The organism is Hymenobacter sp., assembly GCF_036388155.1.
In the GTDB taxonomy this organism is placed as follows: Bacteria; Bacteroidota; Bacteroidia; order Cytophagales; family Hymenobacteraceae; genus Hymenobacter.
This window is the reverse complement of sequence record NZ_DASVSI010000148.1, coordinates 16,644-34,687: the sequence shown is the minus strand read 5'-3', so window position 1 is coordinate 34,687 and position 18,044 is coordinate 16,644. Positions and strand designations below refer to the sequence as shown.

The following is an 18,044-nucleotide window of genomic DNA, read 5'->3' as shown; positions in this document are numbered from 1 at the left end:
GCAGTTCCATCGCAGTGGTTGGAAAGAACAGCTGGCTAGCCCGTTAGCAACTTCCAGTCTCCGCATCATCGGAGCCACGCAATGCCACGGCAAACGCACCGTTCACTATATGCAATGTTAACATAAATGGAATAACTTTAACTAATTGTTTAAAATAGGTTACCGCTTCTTCCCGTCATGGCCCACTTTCACCCCGCTGCCCTCGAAACGCACCCGGCCCCCGCCACCTCCCGGCTGATGCAGGTGGTGCGGCAACTTTGGCGGATGCTGGTGAACATTGGGGTGGAGGACCGGCTCACGGTGTGGCAGCGCAAGCGGGTGCGGCTGCTCAATGGCATTTGCTTCGTGACCATTGCCATTTACGTGGGTTACGTGCTGGTTTTTATGAACTCGCCCGACTGGCTCACGTTTCGCATTTGCCTAGTGGGGGTGTTCGTCAACCTGCCGCCGTTCTTCTTCAACTACCACCGCCGCTACGACGCGGCGGCCTACTACAGCGTGCTCAGCGTCACGGCCCTGTGCTCGTTTATTGCCGTGGCCCGCAAGTACGACGGCGTGGAGTACTATCTGATTTCCAACAGCATCGTGCCCATGCTGTTCTTCCGGAATATCTGGAAAATCGTCGGGCTGTTTTTGCTCAACGTGGCCGCCTATTTCGCCGTGCGCGAGGCCATGGGGGTGGTGCGGCCCTTCCTTTACGTGGCCGACAGCCAGTACTTCTACAACGTCAATGTACTGCTGTTTTTCCTGACGCTGTTTGTGGTGGTGTATTTTTTTCGGTCGGAAAACTTCCGGCAGGAGCGGCTGCTCACCCACCAAAACGAGTCGCTGGCCGAGTCCATCGAGCACCTGCAAACCACCCAGACGCAACTGGTGCAGCAGGAGAAACTGGCCTCGCTGGGCGCCCTCACGGCCGGCATTGCCCACGAGATTCAAAACCCGCTCAACTTTGTCGGCAACTTCGCCGAGCTCGGCGTGGAGCTGCTGCAAGAGTTGCGGGAAACCCTGGCGAACGAACCGCTTCCGGAGAGCACAAAACAGGCCTTGTCGCATTTGCTGGACGACCTGACCCAGAGCCAGCAAAAGGTGCACGAGCACGCCAACCGGGCCTCTCGCATCGTGAAAAGCATGCTGCAGCACACCCGCGCCAGCAGCGGCGAGCGCCAACCCACCGACCTCAATGCCCTCTGCTACGAGTACTTGCGCCTGGCGTATCACGGGCTGCGGGCCAAGCACAAAGACTTCACCGCCACCCTCACCACCGACTTCAATCAGCGCCTCGGCCCAGTGCCGGTGGTGGCCGAAGACCTGGGCCGGGTGCTGCTCAACCTCTTCAACAACGCCTTTTACGCCGTGCAAAAGCAGCTGGCTTGTCGGCCAAGCGGCACCTACAGGCCGGCGGTTTCGGTGTCGACTCAGCGCGTGGCCAATGGCGTCGTCATCCGGGTGCGCGACAACGGCACGGGCATTCCGGCCGACATTCAGGACCAGATATTTCACCCGTTTTTTACCACCAAGCCACCCGGCGAAGGCACGGGCCTGGGGCTCTCCCTCAGCCACGATATTGTGGTGCGCGGGCACGGCGGCACGCTCGCGGTGGCGTCGGTCGAAGGCGAGTACACCGAGTTCACGGTGTGGCTGCCGCGTGCGACAGACAATAAATCGGCCCCGCAACAAGCCACCGCTGCTTTGGCACATAGCGGAGCCTGACAAGATTGGAAGCGTGCTAAACAAAACCACTATTGTGGCGGCCATCAAAAGTGAAAGCGCGGCTTTCTTTGCGGTATGCGAATAGCGTTGAACATCCAGCATGAGCAGAAAGCTTGAGAAACTCATCGCCTATTACGAGGCGGAACGCAACGTCCTGACTACGCAATTAGCTGAGTGCATGGCCGAGGATGACTACGCCTCAGCGCGTCGCTTCTCGAAAGGGATAAGGCTTGTTAATCAACAGCTGCAAACCCTCCTCAACCTGCAGGACGGCCGGCACGATGAGAGGGAACGGGCCGTGCGGCTAATACAAATGTTCGAGAAGATGAAGGGGGCTCAGGCTGCCGGAATCAGCGCGCAACTCTACGCCGAGCATATTTCAGCAGCCCAAAAACGACTTGCTGAGCTGGGAAGTCGCCCGGTCATGCCGCCCACTGCTTCGAAGCCGACCGTTTTGCAAGCCGTCTTGCTTAAGCTGCTGAATAAACATATTGACTCCTTCACCTTCGTTTTTAGCACGACTAACCGACTTAGTTGCGTGGTGAAATTGGTTAGAAGGACTTCAATGATTACGTTGCTGGAAGTGCAGCGCCTCCGAGAAGAATGCTTGCTGGAAAAAAAGCAAATAAGAAGTCTCAAAACTTTGGGCTTCAAACTTTATGACAACGGTGACAAGCTTATAGTGTTCTTGCCCTACACCACCGCGGCTGATGTAAGTGCACTGCAGTACCTCTTGGTTAAGATGGCATTTGAAGTTTTTTATTTCAAGGAATTTACTGGGCAATCCTGCATCAAATACTGGGAAATAGGTTAGGAGGTGCTCAAGGATTCGGGTTTCTCAATGCAGCAGTTTAATAAAGGGGCTATCGAACCAAGTGCACGGTAAACACCGCGGCCAGCGCCGCCGTTTCGGTGCGCAGCCGTGAGGCGCCCAGCGTCACCGGCCGAATACCTTTTCCCAGCGCCAGCGCAATTTCAGCCGGCGTAAAATCCCCCTCCGGCCCGATGAGGACGCAGCAGCCCGGCCCGGCTGCGGCCACCTGCGCCAGCGCTGTGCGCTCGCCCTCCTCCAGGTGCGCGATGAAGGTAGTTTCGGGCGTCACGCTAGTTACGAAGGCAGCGTAATCTGTCAGTTCATCCAGTTGCGGCAGCCAGGCCTGGCCCGACTGCTTGAGGGCGCTGATGGCAATTTTCTCCAGTCGCTCCAGCTTCAGTTCGCGGCGCTCGGAGCGGGCGCAACGCAGGAAGCTGATGCGTTCGACGCCAATTTCGACGGCTTTTTCTACGAACCACTCCATGCGGTCGAGGTTCTTGGTGGGCGCCACGGCCACGTGGGTGAAATAGGGGCGAGGCGGGGCGGTTTCGTGGTGGGTGATGCGCAACTGGCAGCGCTTGGGGTTGGCATCGGCCACGGCGGCGGCATAGCGCCCCCCCCGGCCGTCGAGCAATTCCACTTCGTCGCCGGCTGCCAGGCGCAGCACCCGCACGGCGTGTTTGCTTTCGTCTTCGGGCAGGGTGTAAGTGGCGCCGGCTAGGTCGGGGGCAAAGAAGGTGTGCATGCGCGCAAAGAACGGCTACTGCAGCCGAAGGGCCCGTTTGGGCTCCATTCAGCGCCAGCCAATCATAACCGATGAGCCGATGCGGCGTAAGGAAAAGGACCAACTCCACATTTCCCCATCCTTTCCCTTTCATGAAAACCAACCTGAAAAAGCTTTCCAACCAAGTCATTGTGCTCACCGGCGCCTCGTCGGGCATTGGCTTGGTCACCGCGCGGATGGCCGCCAAAAAAGGCGCCAAACTGGTGCTCGCCTCCCGCAGCGAAGACGCGTTGCGCCAGCTCTGCGACGAAATCAACGATAACGGCGGCGAGGCTATTTACGTGGTGGCCGACGTCAGCCAGCAAGCCGACGTGCAGCGCGTGTCGCAGGCGGCCCAGCAGCGTTTCGGCGGTTTCGATACCTGGATAAACAATGCCGGCGTGTCCATCTATGGCAAGCTGGAGCAAGTGCCCATCGAAGACATGCGCAAGCTGTTCGAAATCAACTTCTGGGGCTTGGTTTATGGCTCGATGGAAGCGGCCAATCACCTGAAAGGAAAAGGTGGTGCCATTATCAACCTGGGCAGCATCCTGTCGGATGTAACGGCCATTTTGCAAACCATTTACTCGGCCAGCAAGCACGCCGTGAAGGGCTTCACCGACGGCCTGCGCATGGAATTGGAGATGGACGGCGCGCCGATTTCCGTCACGCTTATTCAGCCCGCGGCTATTGACACGCCCTACCCGCTGCACGCCAAAAACTACATGGAGCGCGAAGCGAAGCACGCCCCGCCGGCCTACGCGCCCGACACCGTGGCCCGGGCCATCATTCATTGCTGCAGCACGCCCGAACGCTCGGTGGTGGTGGGCGGCGGCGGCCGCGCCTTCATCGGCATGGAAAACTGGACACCCGGCCTGCTCGACAAGTTTATGGAAAAGGCCTTCTCCAAGCAGGAAAAAGCTGATTATCCGCCCCGGCCCATCTCTGAAAACGGCCTCGACCGCGCCGCCGGCTCCCTGCAAGAGCGGGGCAATTACCCCGGCCATACCCGCGAAACCAGCTTCTACACGGCGGCCGTAACGGCCGGCAGCCCGGCCATCCGCACCGCGGCAGTTGTTGGTGCGGGAGTGGCGTTGGCAGCTTGGCTCAGCTGGCCAGCTGTGAAGAAAAACAAGAACGGCAAGGCTGCTTAGACTTCATTCATAATTGTCATCAACGCCGTGCGACGGCAGGGCCCATTGCTCCGCTTTCGCACGGCGTTTTTTTGTTGCATACGCCACTCGTACACGGGACCAGAGTAGTCTAATTCGGCTTGCCATCAACAAATATTTTGCCTCTGCTTCCTGATTTTACTCGCCTTTAGCGCCCCAAAACCGCATCATTAATCCTCCAAGTGTGAGCTTGTTGCTAAGGCTTTACACATATTTCGCCTTTTTATAAACTCGTCATTGTTAACTGGTTGCACTATAAACTGCACAGGAACCCAAAGCTAATTATTTACGAAAGTCCAGTATCACGCACCTAACCCCAAACAGGATGGCAACTGGGCACATTACCGAAGCGCTGTGGAGCGCAACCACCGATTTCAAATCTTATCCGCAACTCCCCGGCGACATTGAGGTCGACGTGGCCGTCGTGGGCGCGGGCATCACCGGCATCAGCGCGGCTTATGCGCTCATGCGCGCTGGCAAACGGGTGGCCGTGCTTGAAGCCCTAGTGGTGGGCTCTGGCACCACCGGCTCATCTACCGGCAACCTCTACGCTCCGGTTGATGAGCGCCTGTTCACCATCGAGACCAAGCATAACGAGGAAACGCTGCAGGCGGTGGTTGATTCGCGTAATGCGGCAATTGACTTCATCGAGCAGCGGGTGCAGGAGTTCAACATCGATTGCGAATTCCAGCGGGTGCCGTGGTACCTGTTTGCCGAGCCCGGCAACGACATAATGCAACAAGTGGAGCGCGAGCGAAAGGCGGCCGCAAAAGCCGGCTTACCCGTGACCGACCAAGTGCCGGAGGGCTTCCCGTTTGAAGTTGCGTCGATGACCAACATTGCCAACCAAGCGCAGTTCAACCCGCTGAAGTACGTGCAAGGCCTGGCCGCCGCCATCGAGGGCGAGAACTGTCGGATTTACGAAGGCACGAAAGTGCTGGACGTGGACGACGGCGACCCCTGCGTGGTAAAAACCCAGCAGGGCACCGTGCGGGCCCAGCAAGTGGTGATGGCCACACACTCGCCCAAGGGCGTCTACGCCGTGCACACGGCCATGGAGCCCTACCGCGAATATGCCATGGCCGTCCGCCTCAAGGGCGACGCCGTGCCCGCCTGGGGCGTGTACTGGCACGTGCAGCAGATGCAGCACCATTCCATTCGGCCCTACAGCAACGAGCAGGGCAACTACCTGCTCATCCTCGGCGAGTCGCACAAAGTGGGCCACAAAGAGCACAACGAAGAGGCTTTTAAAGTGATGGAACACTACTTGACCCAGCGTTTTGACGTGGACAACATTGCCTTCAAATGGGCGGCCCAAAACTACAAAGCGGCCGATTCGCTCCCGTACATTGGCACCAGTCTCACCCAGCACAACACTTACATCGCCACCGGCTTTGCCGCCGACGGCCTCACCTACGGCACGCTTTCGGGCATCATCATCGCCGACCTGATTAGCGGCAGAGACAACCCGTGGGCCCGGTTCTTCGACCCCAAGCGGTTTACGCCGCTGGCTTCGGCGCCCAAATTCATCAAAGAAAACGTGGACGTAGCCTTTAACTTGGCCAACGATTACCTGTTCTACGGCGAGATAGACGAGTTCAAGGAAATCAAAGTAGGCGAGGGCAAAACCTTTGAGTTTGACAACGAAAAGCTGGCCGCTTACCGCGACGAAACGGGAAGGCTGCACGTGGTTTCCTCCATTTGCACGCACATGGGCTGCATCGTGCACTTCAACAACGCCGAAACCAGTTGGGACTGTCCCTGCCACGGCAGCCGCTTCTCCATAGAAGGCGAAGTGCTGGAGGGCCCGGCGTACTACAACCTGGCCAAGCCGAACACCACTAAAAACGACGAGTAGGAGGGGTGCTAATCATCCTTGGCTCCAACCCGACAAACACAAAAGCCCCGTCGGCTGCAACCGACGGGGCTTATCTGGCGAGTGAACTGCTCGAAAAGCTTAAGCTTCCACCGCCACTTTTGGCGCTCCGGCCAAAATCTCATCGTTCGCGAATTCGGCGTATTTCTTAAAGTTCTCCACGAACTTTTCGGCCAGGTCCGAGGCGGTTCTGTCGTAGGCGTCTTTGTCGGCCCAGGTGTTGCGGGGGTCCAGGATTTCGCTGGGCACGCCGGGTACGGCGCCGGGCACGGCCACCCCGAAGATGGAGTGCTTATTGAATTTAACCTGGTCGAGTTGGCCGTTGAGGGCGGCCGTAATCATGGCGCGGGTGTAGCCCAGCTTCATGCGGTGGCCGGTGCCGTAGGAGCCACCCGTCCAGCCCGTGTTGATGAGCCACACGTTGATGTCGGGGTTCTCGTCCATTTTCTGGCCCAGCATCTCGGCGTATTTGGTGGGGTGCAGCGGCAGAAACACGGCGCCGAAGCAGGCCGAGAACGTGGTTTGCGGCTCGGTCACGCCCATTTCGGTGCCGGCAACCTTGGCGGTGTAGCCCGACATGAACAGGTACATGGCGTGACTCTTGTCAAGCTTGCTGATGGGAGGCAGCACGCCGAAAGCATCGGCCGTGAGGAAGAAAATGTTCTTGGGCGCGTCGGCCACCGACGGCTCGATGGCGTTGTCGATGAAGTTGATGGGGTAGGCGGTGCGGGTGTTTTCCGTCACCGACTTGTTGGTGTAGTCTACGGTATGCGTGCCGGGGATGAAGCGGGTATTCTCTACAATGGAGCCGAAGCGGATGGCGTCCCAAATCTGGGGCTCCTTTTCGCGGCTCAGGTCAATTACCTTGGCGTAGCAGCCGCCTTCAAAGTTGAAGATGCCAGCTTCGGGCGTCCAGCCGTGTTCGTCGTCGCCGATGAGGCCGCGGTTGGGGTCGGCTGACAGGGTGGTTTTGCCGGTGCCGGAGAGGCCGAAGAAAATGGCCGTGTCGCCTTTTTCGCCCACGTTGGCCGAGCAGTGCATGGGCAGCGTGCCCATTTCGTGGGGCAGCAAGTAGTTCAATACTCCGAAAATGCCCTTTTTCATTTCGCCGGCGTAGCCCGTGCCGCCAATCAGAATCATCTTCTTGGTGAAGTTGATGATGGCGAAGTTGGGCTGGCGGGTGCCGTCCACGGCCGGGTCGGCTTCGAAGCCGGGGGCGCAGATGATGCTGAAGTCGGGCGTCCAGCTGGTGTCGGCGCCTTCGGCGGGGCGCAGGAACATGTTGTAGCAAAACAGGTTGTGCCAGGCCTGCTCGTTCACGACGCGCAGCTTGAGCTGGTAGTCGGGGTTGGCGCCGGCGTAGGCTTCGCGCACGTACAGCTCTTTGTCGGCCAGGTAAGCCACCATCTTCTGGTGCAGCTGGTCGAATTTGTCTTCGGCGAACGGAATGTTGATGTCGCCCCACCACACGCTGTCTTCGGTGTTGGCGTCTTTTACCACGAACCGGTCTTTGGGCGAGCGGCCCGTGAACTTGCCGGTGTCGGCCATGAGCGCGCCGGTGTCGGTGAGGTAGCCCTCGCCGTTGCGCAATGCGTGCTCAATGAGCTCAGCAGGCGTCAAATTGAGGTGGACGGTGCTCGTTTTGTCGAAGCCAAGCGGCTGCAAACGATTGGGGGAAGAATTCGCAAGGTTGGAGGCTTCTTGCATGGCGGGAATGGTGTTGGGTGGGAGTTTGTACCGGTGAGACCACAAAGGTAGAGCCGCGCCGCTCGTGGCCAGTGAAACAATTTCTTGCTTTACTGGGACAAATCAAACCTTGTTCGTGCCGTTCAGTACTTTTGGTACTTCTGGCTGGCCCTGCGTTGCGATGCGGGCGGGGTGCTTTAACTCCAATTGCGGAAAATGGTTTCCTTTGTCCCTGCCAGTTTCGACCTCATGACTACCAACATAGCGCGCTACAACGGGATTTACGGCGACACCCGCGCCCAGATTTCTCACGACTATGTGCAGAGCCAACTCATTGTTCCCCGGCAGCGTCTCACCGATTGGGGCCTCAAGCCGCACCTGCACGAAAACCTCTTCCAACTCTTCTTCCTGGAAGCCGGCCGGGCGTCCTTCGAAGCCACCACCGAGGTCGAACTCACCACGCCCTGCCTGGTCATCATCCCGGCCAATACCGTGCACGGCTTCACCTTCAGCCCGCAAGTGAAGGGCCGTACCCTCACGCTGGCCGAAACCTTGCTCGATACCATCTTGCAGGCCACGCCGGGCGTGTTGGTCGAGTTGAACGCGGTGCACATCCTGTCGGACTTCAACTCGGAGGTGTCGTTCGCTGATTTACTGGCGCTGGAACAGCAAATACACGGGGAGATATTTTCGGAATTGCCCGGCAAGCAACTTGCCCTAAACGGCTACTTCAAGCTGCTTTTTGTGAAGATATTTCGGCTGCTGCACCACAACCGCCGCAAAGAAGACAGCCCTAACCGGGCTCTGCATTATTTCCGCGAGTTTCAAAAGGCCATCGAGCGCACCGCGCCTTTTGAAAAGAAAATTGCCCAGTTTGCCCAAGAACTCAAGATAACACCAGTCCACCTGAACCGCATTTGCCAGGCGGTAAAGGGCAAAACCGCGCAGCAGATAGTGCAAGCACATACCATCCGCAAGGCGCACAACTACCTGCTCTATACCTCGCTTTCGGTGGCCGAAATTGCCTACGAGCTGCAATTCGTCGACCCCGGCTATTTCACCCGGTTTTTCCGCAAGCAAACCGGCCTCTCGCCAGGTGCCTATCGCGCCAAAGCGTACCGCACCGACGTGTCGGGCAAGTAGCGCGAACTACCAAGTTCGCGCTACTGTCCATACGGCCTTAATAGTGCGGAAACTTTCCTAGATTTACCGTGCCCGCATTGCATTAATTGCAAAGCTGGCCCTTCTCAACCGCTTGCCCACTCATTTCTCACCCTAAGTTCTTCTATGCAAACTGTTCCTGCTCAGACCGAGCAACCGCTGTCGGCGGCGTCCTCCAGCCACCCCAGCGGCCTATACCTGCTGTTCGCCACCGAAATGTGGGAGCGGTTCAGCTACTACGGCATGCGCGCCGTGCTCGTGCTGTTCCTGACCAAGGCCATGATGATGGACAAGGCCTTCGCGTCCAAGTTCTACGGCGGCTACACCAGCCTGGTGTACCTCACGCCACTCATCGGCGGTTTCATCTCCGATAGGTACTGGGGCAACCGGCGCTCCATTATTACCGGCGGCTTGCTCATGGCGCTGGGTCAATTCACGCTGTTTTTCTGTGCTTCAAACTACGGTCCCGCCGAATCTCACGCCATGAGCCATTGGCTGCTCTACCTGGGCTTGGGCGTGATGATTGTAGGCAACGGCTTCTTCAAGCCCAATATTTCCTCGATGGTGGGCTCGCTCTATTCGGCGACGGATTCGCGCAAGGACGCGGCTTACACCATCTTCTACATGGGCATCAACATGGGCTCATTCATCGGCAACACCACTACCAGCCTTATCGGTGACACCGGCAACCCAGCTGATTTCCGTTGGGCTTTCCTGGCCTGCGGTTTCGCCATGCTGCTGGGCACGGTGGTGTTCAACTGGGGCAAAGACAAGTACTTGCACACGCCCACCGGCGAACAAGTGGGCCTCACCCCGGTAAAGTCGGGCGGCATCATGGGCGTGTACGCCTTGCTGCCTGTATTGCTCGCCTTAATTCTTGGCATCCTGTGGCTCGATTCGGCCAAATTCCCGACCATTGCTCCGCTGCTGGGCGTGGCGGTACTTGGTATTGGCTTCATGATTTTCAGCGATAAATCACTGAGCGGCGCCGACATCAAAGGCATTATGGTCATTTTCATCGTGTCGTTCTTCGTGGTGTTCTTCTGGGCGGCGTTCGAGCAGGCCCCGGCTTCGCTCACCTTCTTCGCCGATGAGCAAATGGACCGCACCATCTTTGGCTACACGCTGCCGGCCAGTATTTTCCAAAACCTGAACGCCATTTTTGTAGTGTTTGGCGCTCCGCTCATGGCGATGGTTTGGACGGCCCTGGGCCGCCGCGGTGCCGAGCCGCCGTCCCCGCTTAAAATGGCCATTGGCTTGGCGCTGCTGGCCGCTGGCTACTTGGTGATGTGCTTCGGCGTCACCAACCTGCAGCCCGGCGTGAAGGTGAGCATGTTCTTCCTGGTAGCGCTCTACTTCCTGCACTCCGTGGGTGAGCTTTGCTTGTCGCCCATCGGCCTGTCGCTGGTGAACAAGCTGGCGCCGGTGAAATTTGCCTCCTTGCTAATGGCCGTGTGGTTCCTCGCCAACGCCGCCGCCAACTACTTGGCTGGCTACATGAGCAGCCTTTATCCTGACCCAAAATCGACTGGTCCGGCGCCCCAAATTCTGGGCTTCCAAATCACGAACCTCTATGATTTCTTCATGGTGTTCGTGGTATCGGCGGCCGTCGCCGCGGGCCTGTTGTTCCTCATCAGCGGCAAACTGGCCAAAATGATGGACGCCCGCAACTACCCCGCACCCGCTGCGCAAGCGTAAGGCTGCGGAGCTTCCCATTGCATAAAGGAGCCCTCGATGCGCATGCGTCGGGGGCTTTTTGTTGGCCTAATGAACTGATTTCCTGTTACAGCCTAACACCCTACTTTTAGGTAGAATTACGGCACTGTGGCTTTTAATTCTCTGCTTCTATGCACCCACTACGCGCCTATTTGCACCGCTTCGTGCCGTCCATGACCGATGCCGACTGGCAACCCCTGGCCGAGGCCCTGCGCCCGCGCCACTTGAAACGTGGCGAGCATTTCGTGAAAGAGGGCGAGAATGTCCCAACGTTGGCATTGCTGCTCAACGGTTCTTGCCGCCTCTACTACTCCCGCTCCGACGGCGAGGAGTTCACCACGTATTTCTTTTTTGAAAACCATCTGCTCGGAGACTACCCCGGTTGCCTGACGGGCCAGCCCAGTCAGCTCAATATTCAGGCGCTTACCGATACTGAGCTGGTCGTCTTCGACTACGCCGTGCTGCGCCGGCTCTACGACGAGCGGCCGGTGTACGAGCGGTTCGCCCGCTTAGTGGCCGAATACCACCTGCTCGGCACCGATGCCCGTTTGGTCGAGCAACTGCTGCTCTCTCCCGAAGAGCGCTACCGCGCGCTGCTGACCAGTGGCAAAACCAAGATTCTGGAACGCATCCCCCAGCATCTGGTCGCCAATTACCTCGGCATCAAGCCTGTCTCGCTGAGCCGCATCCGGGGGCGGGTGGCGCGAAACGGGAGCAACCAAACGTAGCGGCGAAACAGCTGCCCTCTGTGCGGTCCATTTCTTATCTTTTGTTATCGTTATAAGGGGCCGAGCAAGGGGAATTTTGAGGCAGTCATTTGCACCAACTCAGTTCCTCATGAAAACCCTGCTGAAAACCGAAGAACTCGCCGAAGCCCTGTTTGCCCTGGCCGTCTTTGCCTACTTGCCCTATGCATGGTGGGTACTCCCAGCCACTTTCCTGCTGCCCGACCTAAGCATGGCCGGCTACTTGGCCAGTCCTCGCGTGGGCGCTTTTTGCTACAACTTCGCGCACCACAAAGCGGTGGCCATCGCGGTGGGGCTGGCAGGCTGGTGGTTGGGCCAGCCACTATTGCTACTTGCCGGAACGGTGCTTCTTTTCCACAGCGCTTTCGACCGGCTGCTTGGCTACGGCCTCAAGTACACCACCGGCTTCCGAGACACGCACCTGGGCCGCGTCGGAGCGGAGCCACAGCCGCGCCTATCAGCCCACTAAGGCCTATCTGCGTCCAAGATTGGAAACGGTAGCGTGGCGCTCGCACCAACGTAGGGTTATTCTTGTCACGTAAGGCCTTGATGAGAAAAAATCGTTAAGCACAAGTAAGGAGTAACCAATAAACACGAAAAAGCCCCGCCGGCACTGCCAGCGGGGCTTTCATTCTTATAGCGAAGCTACAAGCGGCTCGACTTACATCATGCCGCCCATGCCACCCATGCCGCCCATGCCACCATCGCCGTGGCTATGGCCGTTGTCCTTGGGCTCGGGCTCGTCCGAAATTACGGCTTCGGTCGTCAGCAGCAGGCCGGCGATAGAAGCGGCGTTTTCGAGGGCCAAACGGGTCACCTTGGTGGGGTCGATGATGCCAGCGGCTACCAGGTTCTCGTAACGGTCCTCACGGGCGTTGTAACCGAAGTCACCGCTGCCTTCGCGCACTTTCTGCACCACTACCGAGCCTTCGCCACCGGCGTTCTGCACGATGCAGCGCAGGGGCGACTCCAGAGCGGTACGGATGATGTTTACGCCGGTGCGCTCGTCAGCATTGTGCGTATCAACCGCAGCCAAAGCCTCGATAGCACGCACCAGGGCCACGCCGCCGCCGGGTACCACGCCTTCCTCAACGGCGGCGCGGGTGGCGTGCAGGGCATCGTCAACCCGGTCTTTCTTCTCTTTCATCTCCACTTCAGTCGAAGCACCGATGTAGAGAATGGCCACACCGCCGCTCAACTTGGCGAGGCGCTCCTGCAGTTTCTCTTTGTCGTAGTCCGACGTCGTGGTCTCCATCTGCGCCTTAATCTGGGCGATGCGGCCGGTGATGGCTTCTTTCGAGCCCTTGCCGTTCACGATGGTCGTGTTGTCTTTGTCGATGATGATTTTCTCAGCCGTGCCCAACATCTCCAACGTGGTGTTTTCGAGTTTGGAACCCTGCTCTTCGCTGATAACGATACCACCCGTCAGGGTAGCAATGTCTTCCAGCATGGCCTTGCGGCGGTCGCCGAAGCCAGGAGCCTTCACGGCCGCAATTTTCAGCGAGCCGCGCAGCTTGTTAACCACCAGCGTAGCAAGGGCTTCGCCGTCAACGTCTTCCGAGATGATGACGAGGGGCTTGCCGGTCTGAAGCACCTGCTCCAGCACGGGCAGCAGCTCCTTCATGGTGCTCACCTTCTTGTCGTAGATGAGAACGTAAGGTGAATCGAACTCAACCTCCATTTTCTCGGGGTTGGTCACGAAGTAAGGGGAGAGGTAGCCGCGGTCGAACTGCATGCCTTCCACCGTTTTTACCTCGGTCTCGGTGCCACGAGCTTCTTCAACCGTGATAACGCCTTCTTTGCCCACTTTCTCCATGGCATCGGCAATCATCTGGCCGATTTCGGCGTCGTTGTTAGCCGAAATAGTGCCCACCTGAGCAATTTCAGCCGAGTTTTCAATCTTCTTCGATTGCGACTTCAGGTTAGCAACAACGGCAATAACTGCCTTGTCGATGCCACGCTTCAGGTCCATCGGGTTGGCACCGGCAGCCACGTTTTTCGAGCCGGCCGTGTAGATGGCCTGGGCCAATACCGTAGCGGTGGTGGTACCGTCGCCAGCCTGGTCGGCCGTCTTCGAAGCCACTTCTTTCACGAGCTGGGCGCCCATGTTCTCGATGGGGTCGCGCAGCTCAATTTCTTTGGCTACCGTCACACCGTCCTTGGTGATGGAGGGAGCGCCGAATTTTTTGTCGATGATGACGTTGCGGCCTTTCGGGCCCAGGGTCACCTTCACGGCGTTCGCCAGTTTGTTCACACCGGCCTGCAAACGGGCACGGCCTTCGGTGTCGAATTGGATGTTCTTAGCCATTGCTGGGTAATGAGGGTATGAGGGAATGAGTTAATGAGGTGTTTCGCGGGTTAAGCCCAAGGCTTAGAGCACTGCGAAAATGTCCGACTCGCGCATAATGAGCAGGTCTTCGCCGTCGACGGTGATTTCCGTGCCGGCGTACTTGCCGTAGAGCACTTGGTCACCTACCTGCACTTGTGGCTTGATGAGCGAGCCGCTGTCAGCGGTTTTGCCTTCGCCTACGGCCACAACCTCGCCGCGCTGGGGCTTCTCCTTGGCGGTGTCGGGGATGATGATACCGGATTTGGTTTTCTCCTCGGCGGCGGCGGCGCGAACGATTACGCGGTCGGCCAGCGGTTTCATGCTAAGTGCCATTCTGTGTGTGTTTGGTTGATTAAGGTGGAAAATCTTCGTGTGCCGCCCTGCCTCATTTCCCGTGCCAGGGCCATAAACCTGACAAAATGGGCAGCGCTCAGCCGCAGTTAATGGCAGAAGTGACGAAACGTTCCCGGCAGCCCGCAAAAATTTCAGCCACAAAAAAAGCCGGTGCTTCTCATTAGAAGCACCGGCTTTTCACTTGCGATGGGATGAGACTCGCGACTATTAATTGTTGCGGTCGGCGCCAGAGCCTGCGTCGGCGGGCTGGGGCGGAGTAGTTGGGGCTGTGGCAGGCGCCGTCGTGGCAGGCGCGTTGGTAGCTGGGGCAGTGTTCGTGCCAGCCGGAGCCGTGGTGCCAGGGGCTGTACCGGCCGGGGCCGGAGCAACGGGGGCCGGAGCGGCCGGGAGGCGGGTTTCGAGTGCGCGTTGCTGCGCGGCGCTGCGCACGGGGCCGGCCGTAGTGCCGGTGAGCATGTGGGTGCCGAGCGACAATACCACCAAGCCGATGGCAAAACCCCAGGTAAGTTTTTCGAGCAAGTCGCCAGTGCGCTTCACGCCCATCATGCTGGCAGCGCCGCCTGCGCTAAACTGGCTAGAAAGCCCGCCGCCCTTGGGGTTTTGGGCCAGCACCACGAGGGCCAGCAAGAAACACACAACCAAAATTAAAATGATGACAGCGTAGTACATGAGCAGCGAAAAAACGAAATATGACGGGCGTAAAACTTGATTGCCCATCATTTTGAGGAACGGGCGTCGACAAAGTTAACGGTAAAAATTTGTTGCCGACGAACTGAGGCCGCAAATACAGCCGTAAACGGGTCGGAAAGTGACCTTAGCCAGAAGGCTAATTGCCAGCCGTAGGAAGTCGAGGCGAAATTCAATCCATATCAGCGTTGCGGCACAATGCTCTCCTGCGAGAGGTGCAGCGACGAATTCCGGATAATTAGCTCGGGTTTCAGAATCAGGTGGGGCGGCGAGTAGGCCGGGCCGCGCTTGAGCAATTGAAGGAAGAGCCGGACGGCGGTTTCGCCCATTTGCTCGGGCCGCTGGTCGATGACGGTGAGTTGGGGCTGGGTCATGGCGGTGAAAGGGTCGTTGCTGAAGCAGGCAATGGCCATGTCCTGCGGCACGCGCAGTGACTGTTCGCGCAGGACTTCCAGCGCCCCTACCGTCGGGATGGCATAGGCCGCAAACACGCCGTCGAGCTGGTCGTCGCAGGCCAGCAGGTGCTGCATTCCCAGGCGGCCCGCCTCATTCGTCAGCGTGGGCAGCGAGTACATCCAGTTTTCGTCGAAGGCAATGCCGTGGGCCCGCAAGGCCTCCAGGTAGCCCAGGCAGCGGTTGCGGCTGGTGTTGAGGTGCTGCGGGCCGGCGAGGTGGGCAATGCGCTTGCACCCCTGCGCAATGAGGTGCGACACGGCCTGGTAAGCGCCCTGGAAATCGTCGAGCACCACGGCCATGCTTTGCGGCAGCTCGGGCACGCGGTCGAAGAAAACCAGCGGAATGCCTTGCCGCCGCACTTGCTCGAAGTGCTGCGTTTCGGGGTGCGTGGTGGCCGACACGGACATGAGAATGCCTTCGACCTGCGCGTCGAGGAAGGTTTCGATGTTGCGCTGCTCGCGGCGCAGGTCTTCGTTCGACTGGCACATCATCACGTTGAAGCCTTCGCGGGTGGCCACTTTCTCGATGCCGTTCATCACGGCCGGGAAGAAGTAGCCCTTGATGTGGGGCACAATAACGCCCAGGGTCTGGCTGTGGCCTTTGCGCAGCGCGGCGGCCAGCTGGTTGGGCCGGTAGCTGAGTTCCTGCGCCAGTTGGCGCACCCGCTGCTTGGTGCCCTCGCTGATGTCTTTGTGGTCGGCTAGCGCCCGCGAAACCGTCGAAATGGACAGATTGAGTTGCTGTGCTAAGTCGCGAATGGAAGTTTGCTGCTTTCTGGCTGCCATGAGTCAGTGCGTTGAGAATAGTAAGGAGTTTTAGCTGGGACTTTGGTGCGCCCCATTGGGTCGGCGCACAAATCCGGGCTGCCCGCTGAGTTTAGCACCCGGGTTGTTGGCAATTATCCCCGTAAAGTAGCACGCGAAGGCCGAAAATCCGGCAATGAGCAACTGTAGGCCGGGGGCTTCACAATAGGATAACGTAACCGTGCCCGAGCCCGCGGGCTTTCGCCCGTCACAGTTACCCCGAACGTTCCGGACAACTGGCCAACATTGCCAGGCGTTGCCGCGCTGCGTAAGGGCTGCTTACCCAGGCAGCTGCAGTATTTGAATTTGCGTGGCGAAGTGGGCCGCTTTTTCCGGGTGCTTCTCCATTAGCTTCTCGTAGATTTCAATGGCCCGCGCGTTTTTTCCCTGACGGACCAAGATGCGGGCCAGGCTCTCCGATACCAAATCGGGCTCGGCGCGGGTGCTGCGCACGCTCAGGTCGGCTTGCACGGCCGGCGAAGGCGGCAGCATGGCCGGCCGGGAAAGGCGGGGCTGGCGGCGCAGAAAGTTGTTGATGAGGTCCAGCGAAGTGGGCTGGGCGGGGGGCGGCGGGCAGTGCTCGGCCCAGTGGTGTAGCAAGAGCGGGTCGGGCTCGAAAAAGGCCCCGACCGGCGGAAGGGCAGCGGCCGGCGGTTGGGCCGCGGCCGAAAAGGGAGAAGCGGTTTCAGTTGCCTCGGCCGACTGCTCAAGCAACGCCAGCAGCTGCATGGAGAAGCCCAAGCGGCTGCTTTCGCCAAAGCCGTAGCCCACGGCCGGGTCGCCGGTGAAGGCTGCCGGGGTAAACACGGGCGCTTCCGGAGGGTGCACTGCAGCCGCAACACTCCGAAAATCGTCCTCGGCCAGCGGCTCACGGCTGCCCAAGCTGAGCGTAACTGCTGCGGCGGCCCATTCGTCCACCAGGCCGGGCAACTCATAAGTCGGTGCCGGCGGGGGCGGCGTTTCGGCCAAGCCGAACTCAAACCGGGCCTCGCCAACCTCAACCGGCGGCCGAATGGCGGGGGCCTGGGCGGGCAAGGCATCTTCTTCCAGCGAAGTCTCGGGAATAAACTCTGGCAGTACCTCCGTGGCCGGAATGTCAACGCCTTCTTTATCCAACAACACCGAGGCGTCGGGCTCAATTATCGCCTCAGCAGTCATTTCCGAAGCCACTTCAACTACTTCAGGGGCCTTTTCTGCAGTCAGAGGTTCTTCTTCCTGAAAGGAGCCAGGTGCCAGAGCCTCTTCTGCTTCCGCTTGTACTTCCTCTATCTCTGGTTCTGGCAGCTGGGCCATTTCGGCGGGTTCATCCAGTTGCGCAGGCGTTTCTGCCACGACTGGCTCTGGCACACTGATGGGTTCAGGCTCAGTTGAAACGCTCGCCGGCTCAACGTATATTTCTTCTGGGGCCGCCGGTGCTGGCGCTAGGGCGCTCACTGGTTCTTCTGGTACGGCCGGCGCTTGGGTTATTTCTGGCTCAACTTCTTCGATGAGGCGGCGCAGCAAGGTGCGGTCGGCGGCGTAGGTGGCGGCCCGGCGCAAGCGCTGGCCGGCGAGCATGGTGCCGTGGTCGTGGGCAGCCTTGGCCAGGAGCAGGTGCGCCGTCTGGCAGTAGGGGAAAGCCTGCGCCAATTGTTCCAATTCGCGCACATCGGCCTGGTTGAGGGCAGCAGGGCGGGCAAGAACGTGCAGAAGCGTGGCGCGGGTCACGGCAAGGCGAGAAAGAAGCGAGAAGAAAGCAGCAGTAAAGAATTAACCGGCCTACACGGCGAGT

15 protein-coding genes are annotated in these 18,044 nt (G+C 59.0%); 8 read left to right on the top strand and 7 right to left on the bottom strand.

Annotated features, from left to right (window positions below):
• Positions 1–177 precede the first annotated feature (177 nt).
• Entirely contained in the window at positions 178–1,710 is a 1,533-nt protein-coding gene (locus tag VF629_RS21235) for a sensor histidine kinase (RefSeq protein ID WP_331060516.1), read from the top strand.
• Between the two features lie 100 nt (positions 1,711–1,810).
• Positions 1,811–2,524: a hypothetical protein gene (locus VF629_RS21230; RefSeq protein ID WP_331060515.1), complete on the top strand. Its 714-nt coding sequence runs from the start codon at positions 1,811–1,813 to the stop codon at positions 2,522–2,524.
• A gap of 49 nt (positions 2,525–2,573) precedes the next feature.
• Here VF629_RS21230 and VF629_RS21225 read toward each other — a convergent pair whose 3' ends face one another.
• Entirely contained in the window at positions 2,574–3,269 is a 696-nt protein-coding gene (locus tag VF629_RS21225; RefSeq protein WP_331060514.1) for a 16S rRNA (uracil(1498)-N(3))-methyltransferase, read from the bottom strand.
• Positions 3,270–3,400: 131 nt separating this feature from the next.
• On the opposite strand from VF629_RS21225, the gene VF629_RS21220 reads away from it, so the two are divergent.
• Positions 3,401–4,441, top strand: a complete 1,041-nt coding sequence (locus tag VF629_RS21220) for an SDR family oxidoreductase (RefSeq protein WP_331060513.1) — start codon at positions 3,401–3,403, stop codon at positions 4,439–4,441.
• A 343-nt stretch (positions 4,442–4,784) separates the two neighbouring features.
• Entirely contained in the window at positions 4,785–6,317 is a 1,533-nt protein-coding gene (locus tag VF629_RS21215) for an FAD-dependent oxidoreductase (protein WP_331060512.1), read from the top strand.
• Between the two features lie 99 nt (positions 6,318–6,416).
• Here VF629_RS21215 and pckA read toward each other — a convergent pair whose 3' ends face one another.
• Positions 6,417–8,042, bottom strand: coding sequence for a phosphoenolpyruvate carboxykinase (ATP) (pckA, locus tag VF629_RS21210; RefSeq protein ID WP_331060511.1), 1,626 nt, complete (start codon positions 8,040–8,042; stop codon positions 6,417–6,419).
• 228 nt (positions 8,043–8,270) lie between these two features.
• Between pckA and VF629_RS21205 the strand changes: the two genes are divergently transcribed.
• The 4 genes from VF629_RS21205 (at position 8,271) to VF629_RS21190 (ending at position 12,113) form a co-directional block, all read left to right on the top strand.
• Positions 8,271–9,164 carry a helix-turn-helix transcriptional regulator gene (locus VF629_RS21205; RefSeq protein ID WP_331060510.1) on the top strand — a complete coding sequence of 298 codons (894 nt, stop codon included), beginning with the start codon at positions 8,271–8,273 and terminating at the stop codon, positions 9,162–9,164.
• A 144-nt stretch (positions 9,165–9,308) separates the two neighbouring features.
• Positions 9,309–10,880: a peptide MFS transporter gene (locus tag VF629_RS21200; RefSeq protein WP_331060509.1), complete on the top strand. Its 1,572-nt coding sequence runs from the start codon at positions 9,309–9,311 to the stop codon at positions 10,878–10,880.
• A 149-nt stretch (positions 10,881–11,029) separates the two neighbouring features.
• Positions 11,030–11,626 carry a Crp/Fnr family transcriptional regulator gene (locus VF629_RS21195; protein WP_331060508.1) on the top strand — a complete coding sequence of 199 codons (597 nt, stop codon included), beginning with the start codon at positions 11,030–11,032 and terminating at the stop codon, positions 11,624–11,626.
• Between the two features lie 109 nt (positions 11,627–11,735).
• Complete coding sequence (locus tag VF629_RS21190) at positions 11,736–12,113, top strand: DUF4260 domain-containing protein (protein WP_331060507.1); 378 nt, start codon at positions 11,736–11,738, stop codon at positions 12,111–12,113.
• 192 nt (positions 12,114–12,305) lie between these two features.
• On the opposite strand, the gene groL is transcribed toward VF629_RS21190, so the two are convergent.
• The 5 genes from groL to VF629_RS21165 all read right to left on the bottom strand — a co-directional run bounded on the left by groL (position 12,306) and on the right by VF629_RS21165 (position 17,980).
• Positions 12,306–13,952, bottom strand: coding sequence for a chaperonin GroEL (groL, locus tag VF629_RS21185; RefSeq protein ID WP_331060506.1), 1,647 nt, complete (start codon positions 13,950–13,952; stop codon positions 12,306–12,308).
• Positions 13,953–14,015: 63 nt separating this feature from the next.
• Positions 14,016–14,306 carry a co-chaperone GroES gene (gene groES, locus VF629_RS21180; protein ID WP_035563022.1) on the bottom strand — a complete coding sequence of 97 codons (291 nt, stop codon included), beginning with the start codon at positions 14,304–14,306 and terminating at the stop codon, positions 14,016–14,018.
• Positions 14,307–14,534: 228 nt separating this feature from the next.
• Positions 14,535–14,996: a preprotein translocase subunit SecG gene (secG, locus tag VF629_RS21175; protein WP_331060505.1), complete on the bottom strand. Its 462-nt coding sequence runs from the start codon at positions 14,994–14,996 to the stop codon at positions 14,535–14,537.
• Between the two features lie 200 nt (positions 14,997–15,196).
• Positions 15,197–16,255, bottom strand: a complete 1,059-nt coding sequence (locus VF629_RS21170; protein WP_331060504.1) for a LacI family DNA-binding transcriptional regulator — start codon at positions 16,253–16,255, stop codon at positions 15,197–15,199.
• Positions 16,256–16,552: 297 nt separating this feature from the next.
• On the bottom strand, positions 16,553–17,980 hold the full coding sequence (locus VF629_RS21165) for a hypothetical protein (protein ID WP_331060503.1): 1,428 nt from the start codon (positions 17,978–17,980) through the stop codon (positions 16,553–16,555).
• Positions 17,981–18,044 lie beyond the last annotated feature (64 nt).

Coding starts and splice junctions, on each gene's coding strand:
- VF629_RS21235 (WP_331060516.1), top strand. CDS start 178: ATGGCCCACTTTCACCCCGCTGCCCTCGAAACGCACCCGGCCCCCGCC.
- VF629_RS21230 (WP_331060515.1), top strand. CDS start 1,811: ATGAGCAGAAAGCTTGAGAAACTCATCGCCTATTACGAGGCGGAACGC.
- VF629_RS21225 (WP_331060514.1), bottom strand. CDS start 3,269: ATGCACACCTTCTTTGCCCCCGACCTAGCCGGCGCCACTTACACCCTG.
- VF629_RS21220 (WP_331060513.1), top strand. CDS start 3,401: ATGAAAACCAACCTGAAAAAGCTTTCCAACCAAGTCATTGTGCTCACC.
- VF629_RS21215 (WP_331060512.1), top strand. CDS start 4,785: ATGGCAACTGGGCACATTACCGAAGCGCTGTGGAGCGCAACCACCGAT.
- pckA (WP_331060511.1), bottom strand. CDS start 8,042: ATGCAAGAAGCCTCCAACCTTGCGAATTCTTCCCCCAATCGTTTGCAG.
- VF629_RS21205 (WP_331060510.1), top strand. CDS start 8,271: ATGACTACCAACATAGCGCGCTACAACGGGATTTACGGCGACACCCGC.
- VF629_RS21200 (WP_331060509.1), top strand. CDS start 9,309: ATGCAAACTGTTCCTGCTCAGACCGAGCAACCGCTGTCGGCGGCGTCC.
- VF629_RS21195 (WP_331060508.1), top strand. CDS start 11,030: ATGCACCCACTACGCGCCTATTTGCACCGCTTCGTGCCGTCCATGACC.
- VF629_RS21190 (WP_331060507.1), top strand. CDS start 11,736: ATGAAAACCCTGCTGAAAACCGAAGAACTCGCCGAAGCCCTGTTTGCC.
- groL (WP_331060506.1), bottom strand. CDS start 13,952: ATGGCTAAGAACATCCAATTCGACACCGAAGGCCGTGCCCGTTTGCAG.
- groES (WP_035563022.1), bottom strand. CDS start 14,306: ATGGCACTTAGCATGAAACCGCTGGCCGACCGCGTAATCGTTCGCGCC.
- secG (WP_331060505.1), bottom strand. CDS start 14,996: ATGTACTACGCTGTCATCATTTTAATTTTGGTTGTGTGTTTCTTGCTG.
- VF629_RS21170 (WP_331060504.1), bottom strand. CDS start 16,255: ATGGCAGCCAGAAAGCAGCAAACTTCCATTCGCGACTTAGCACAGCAA.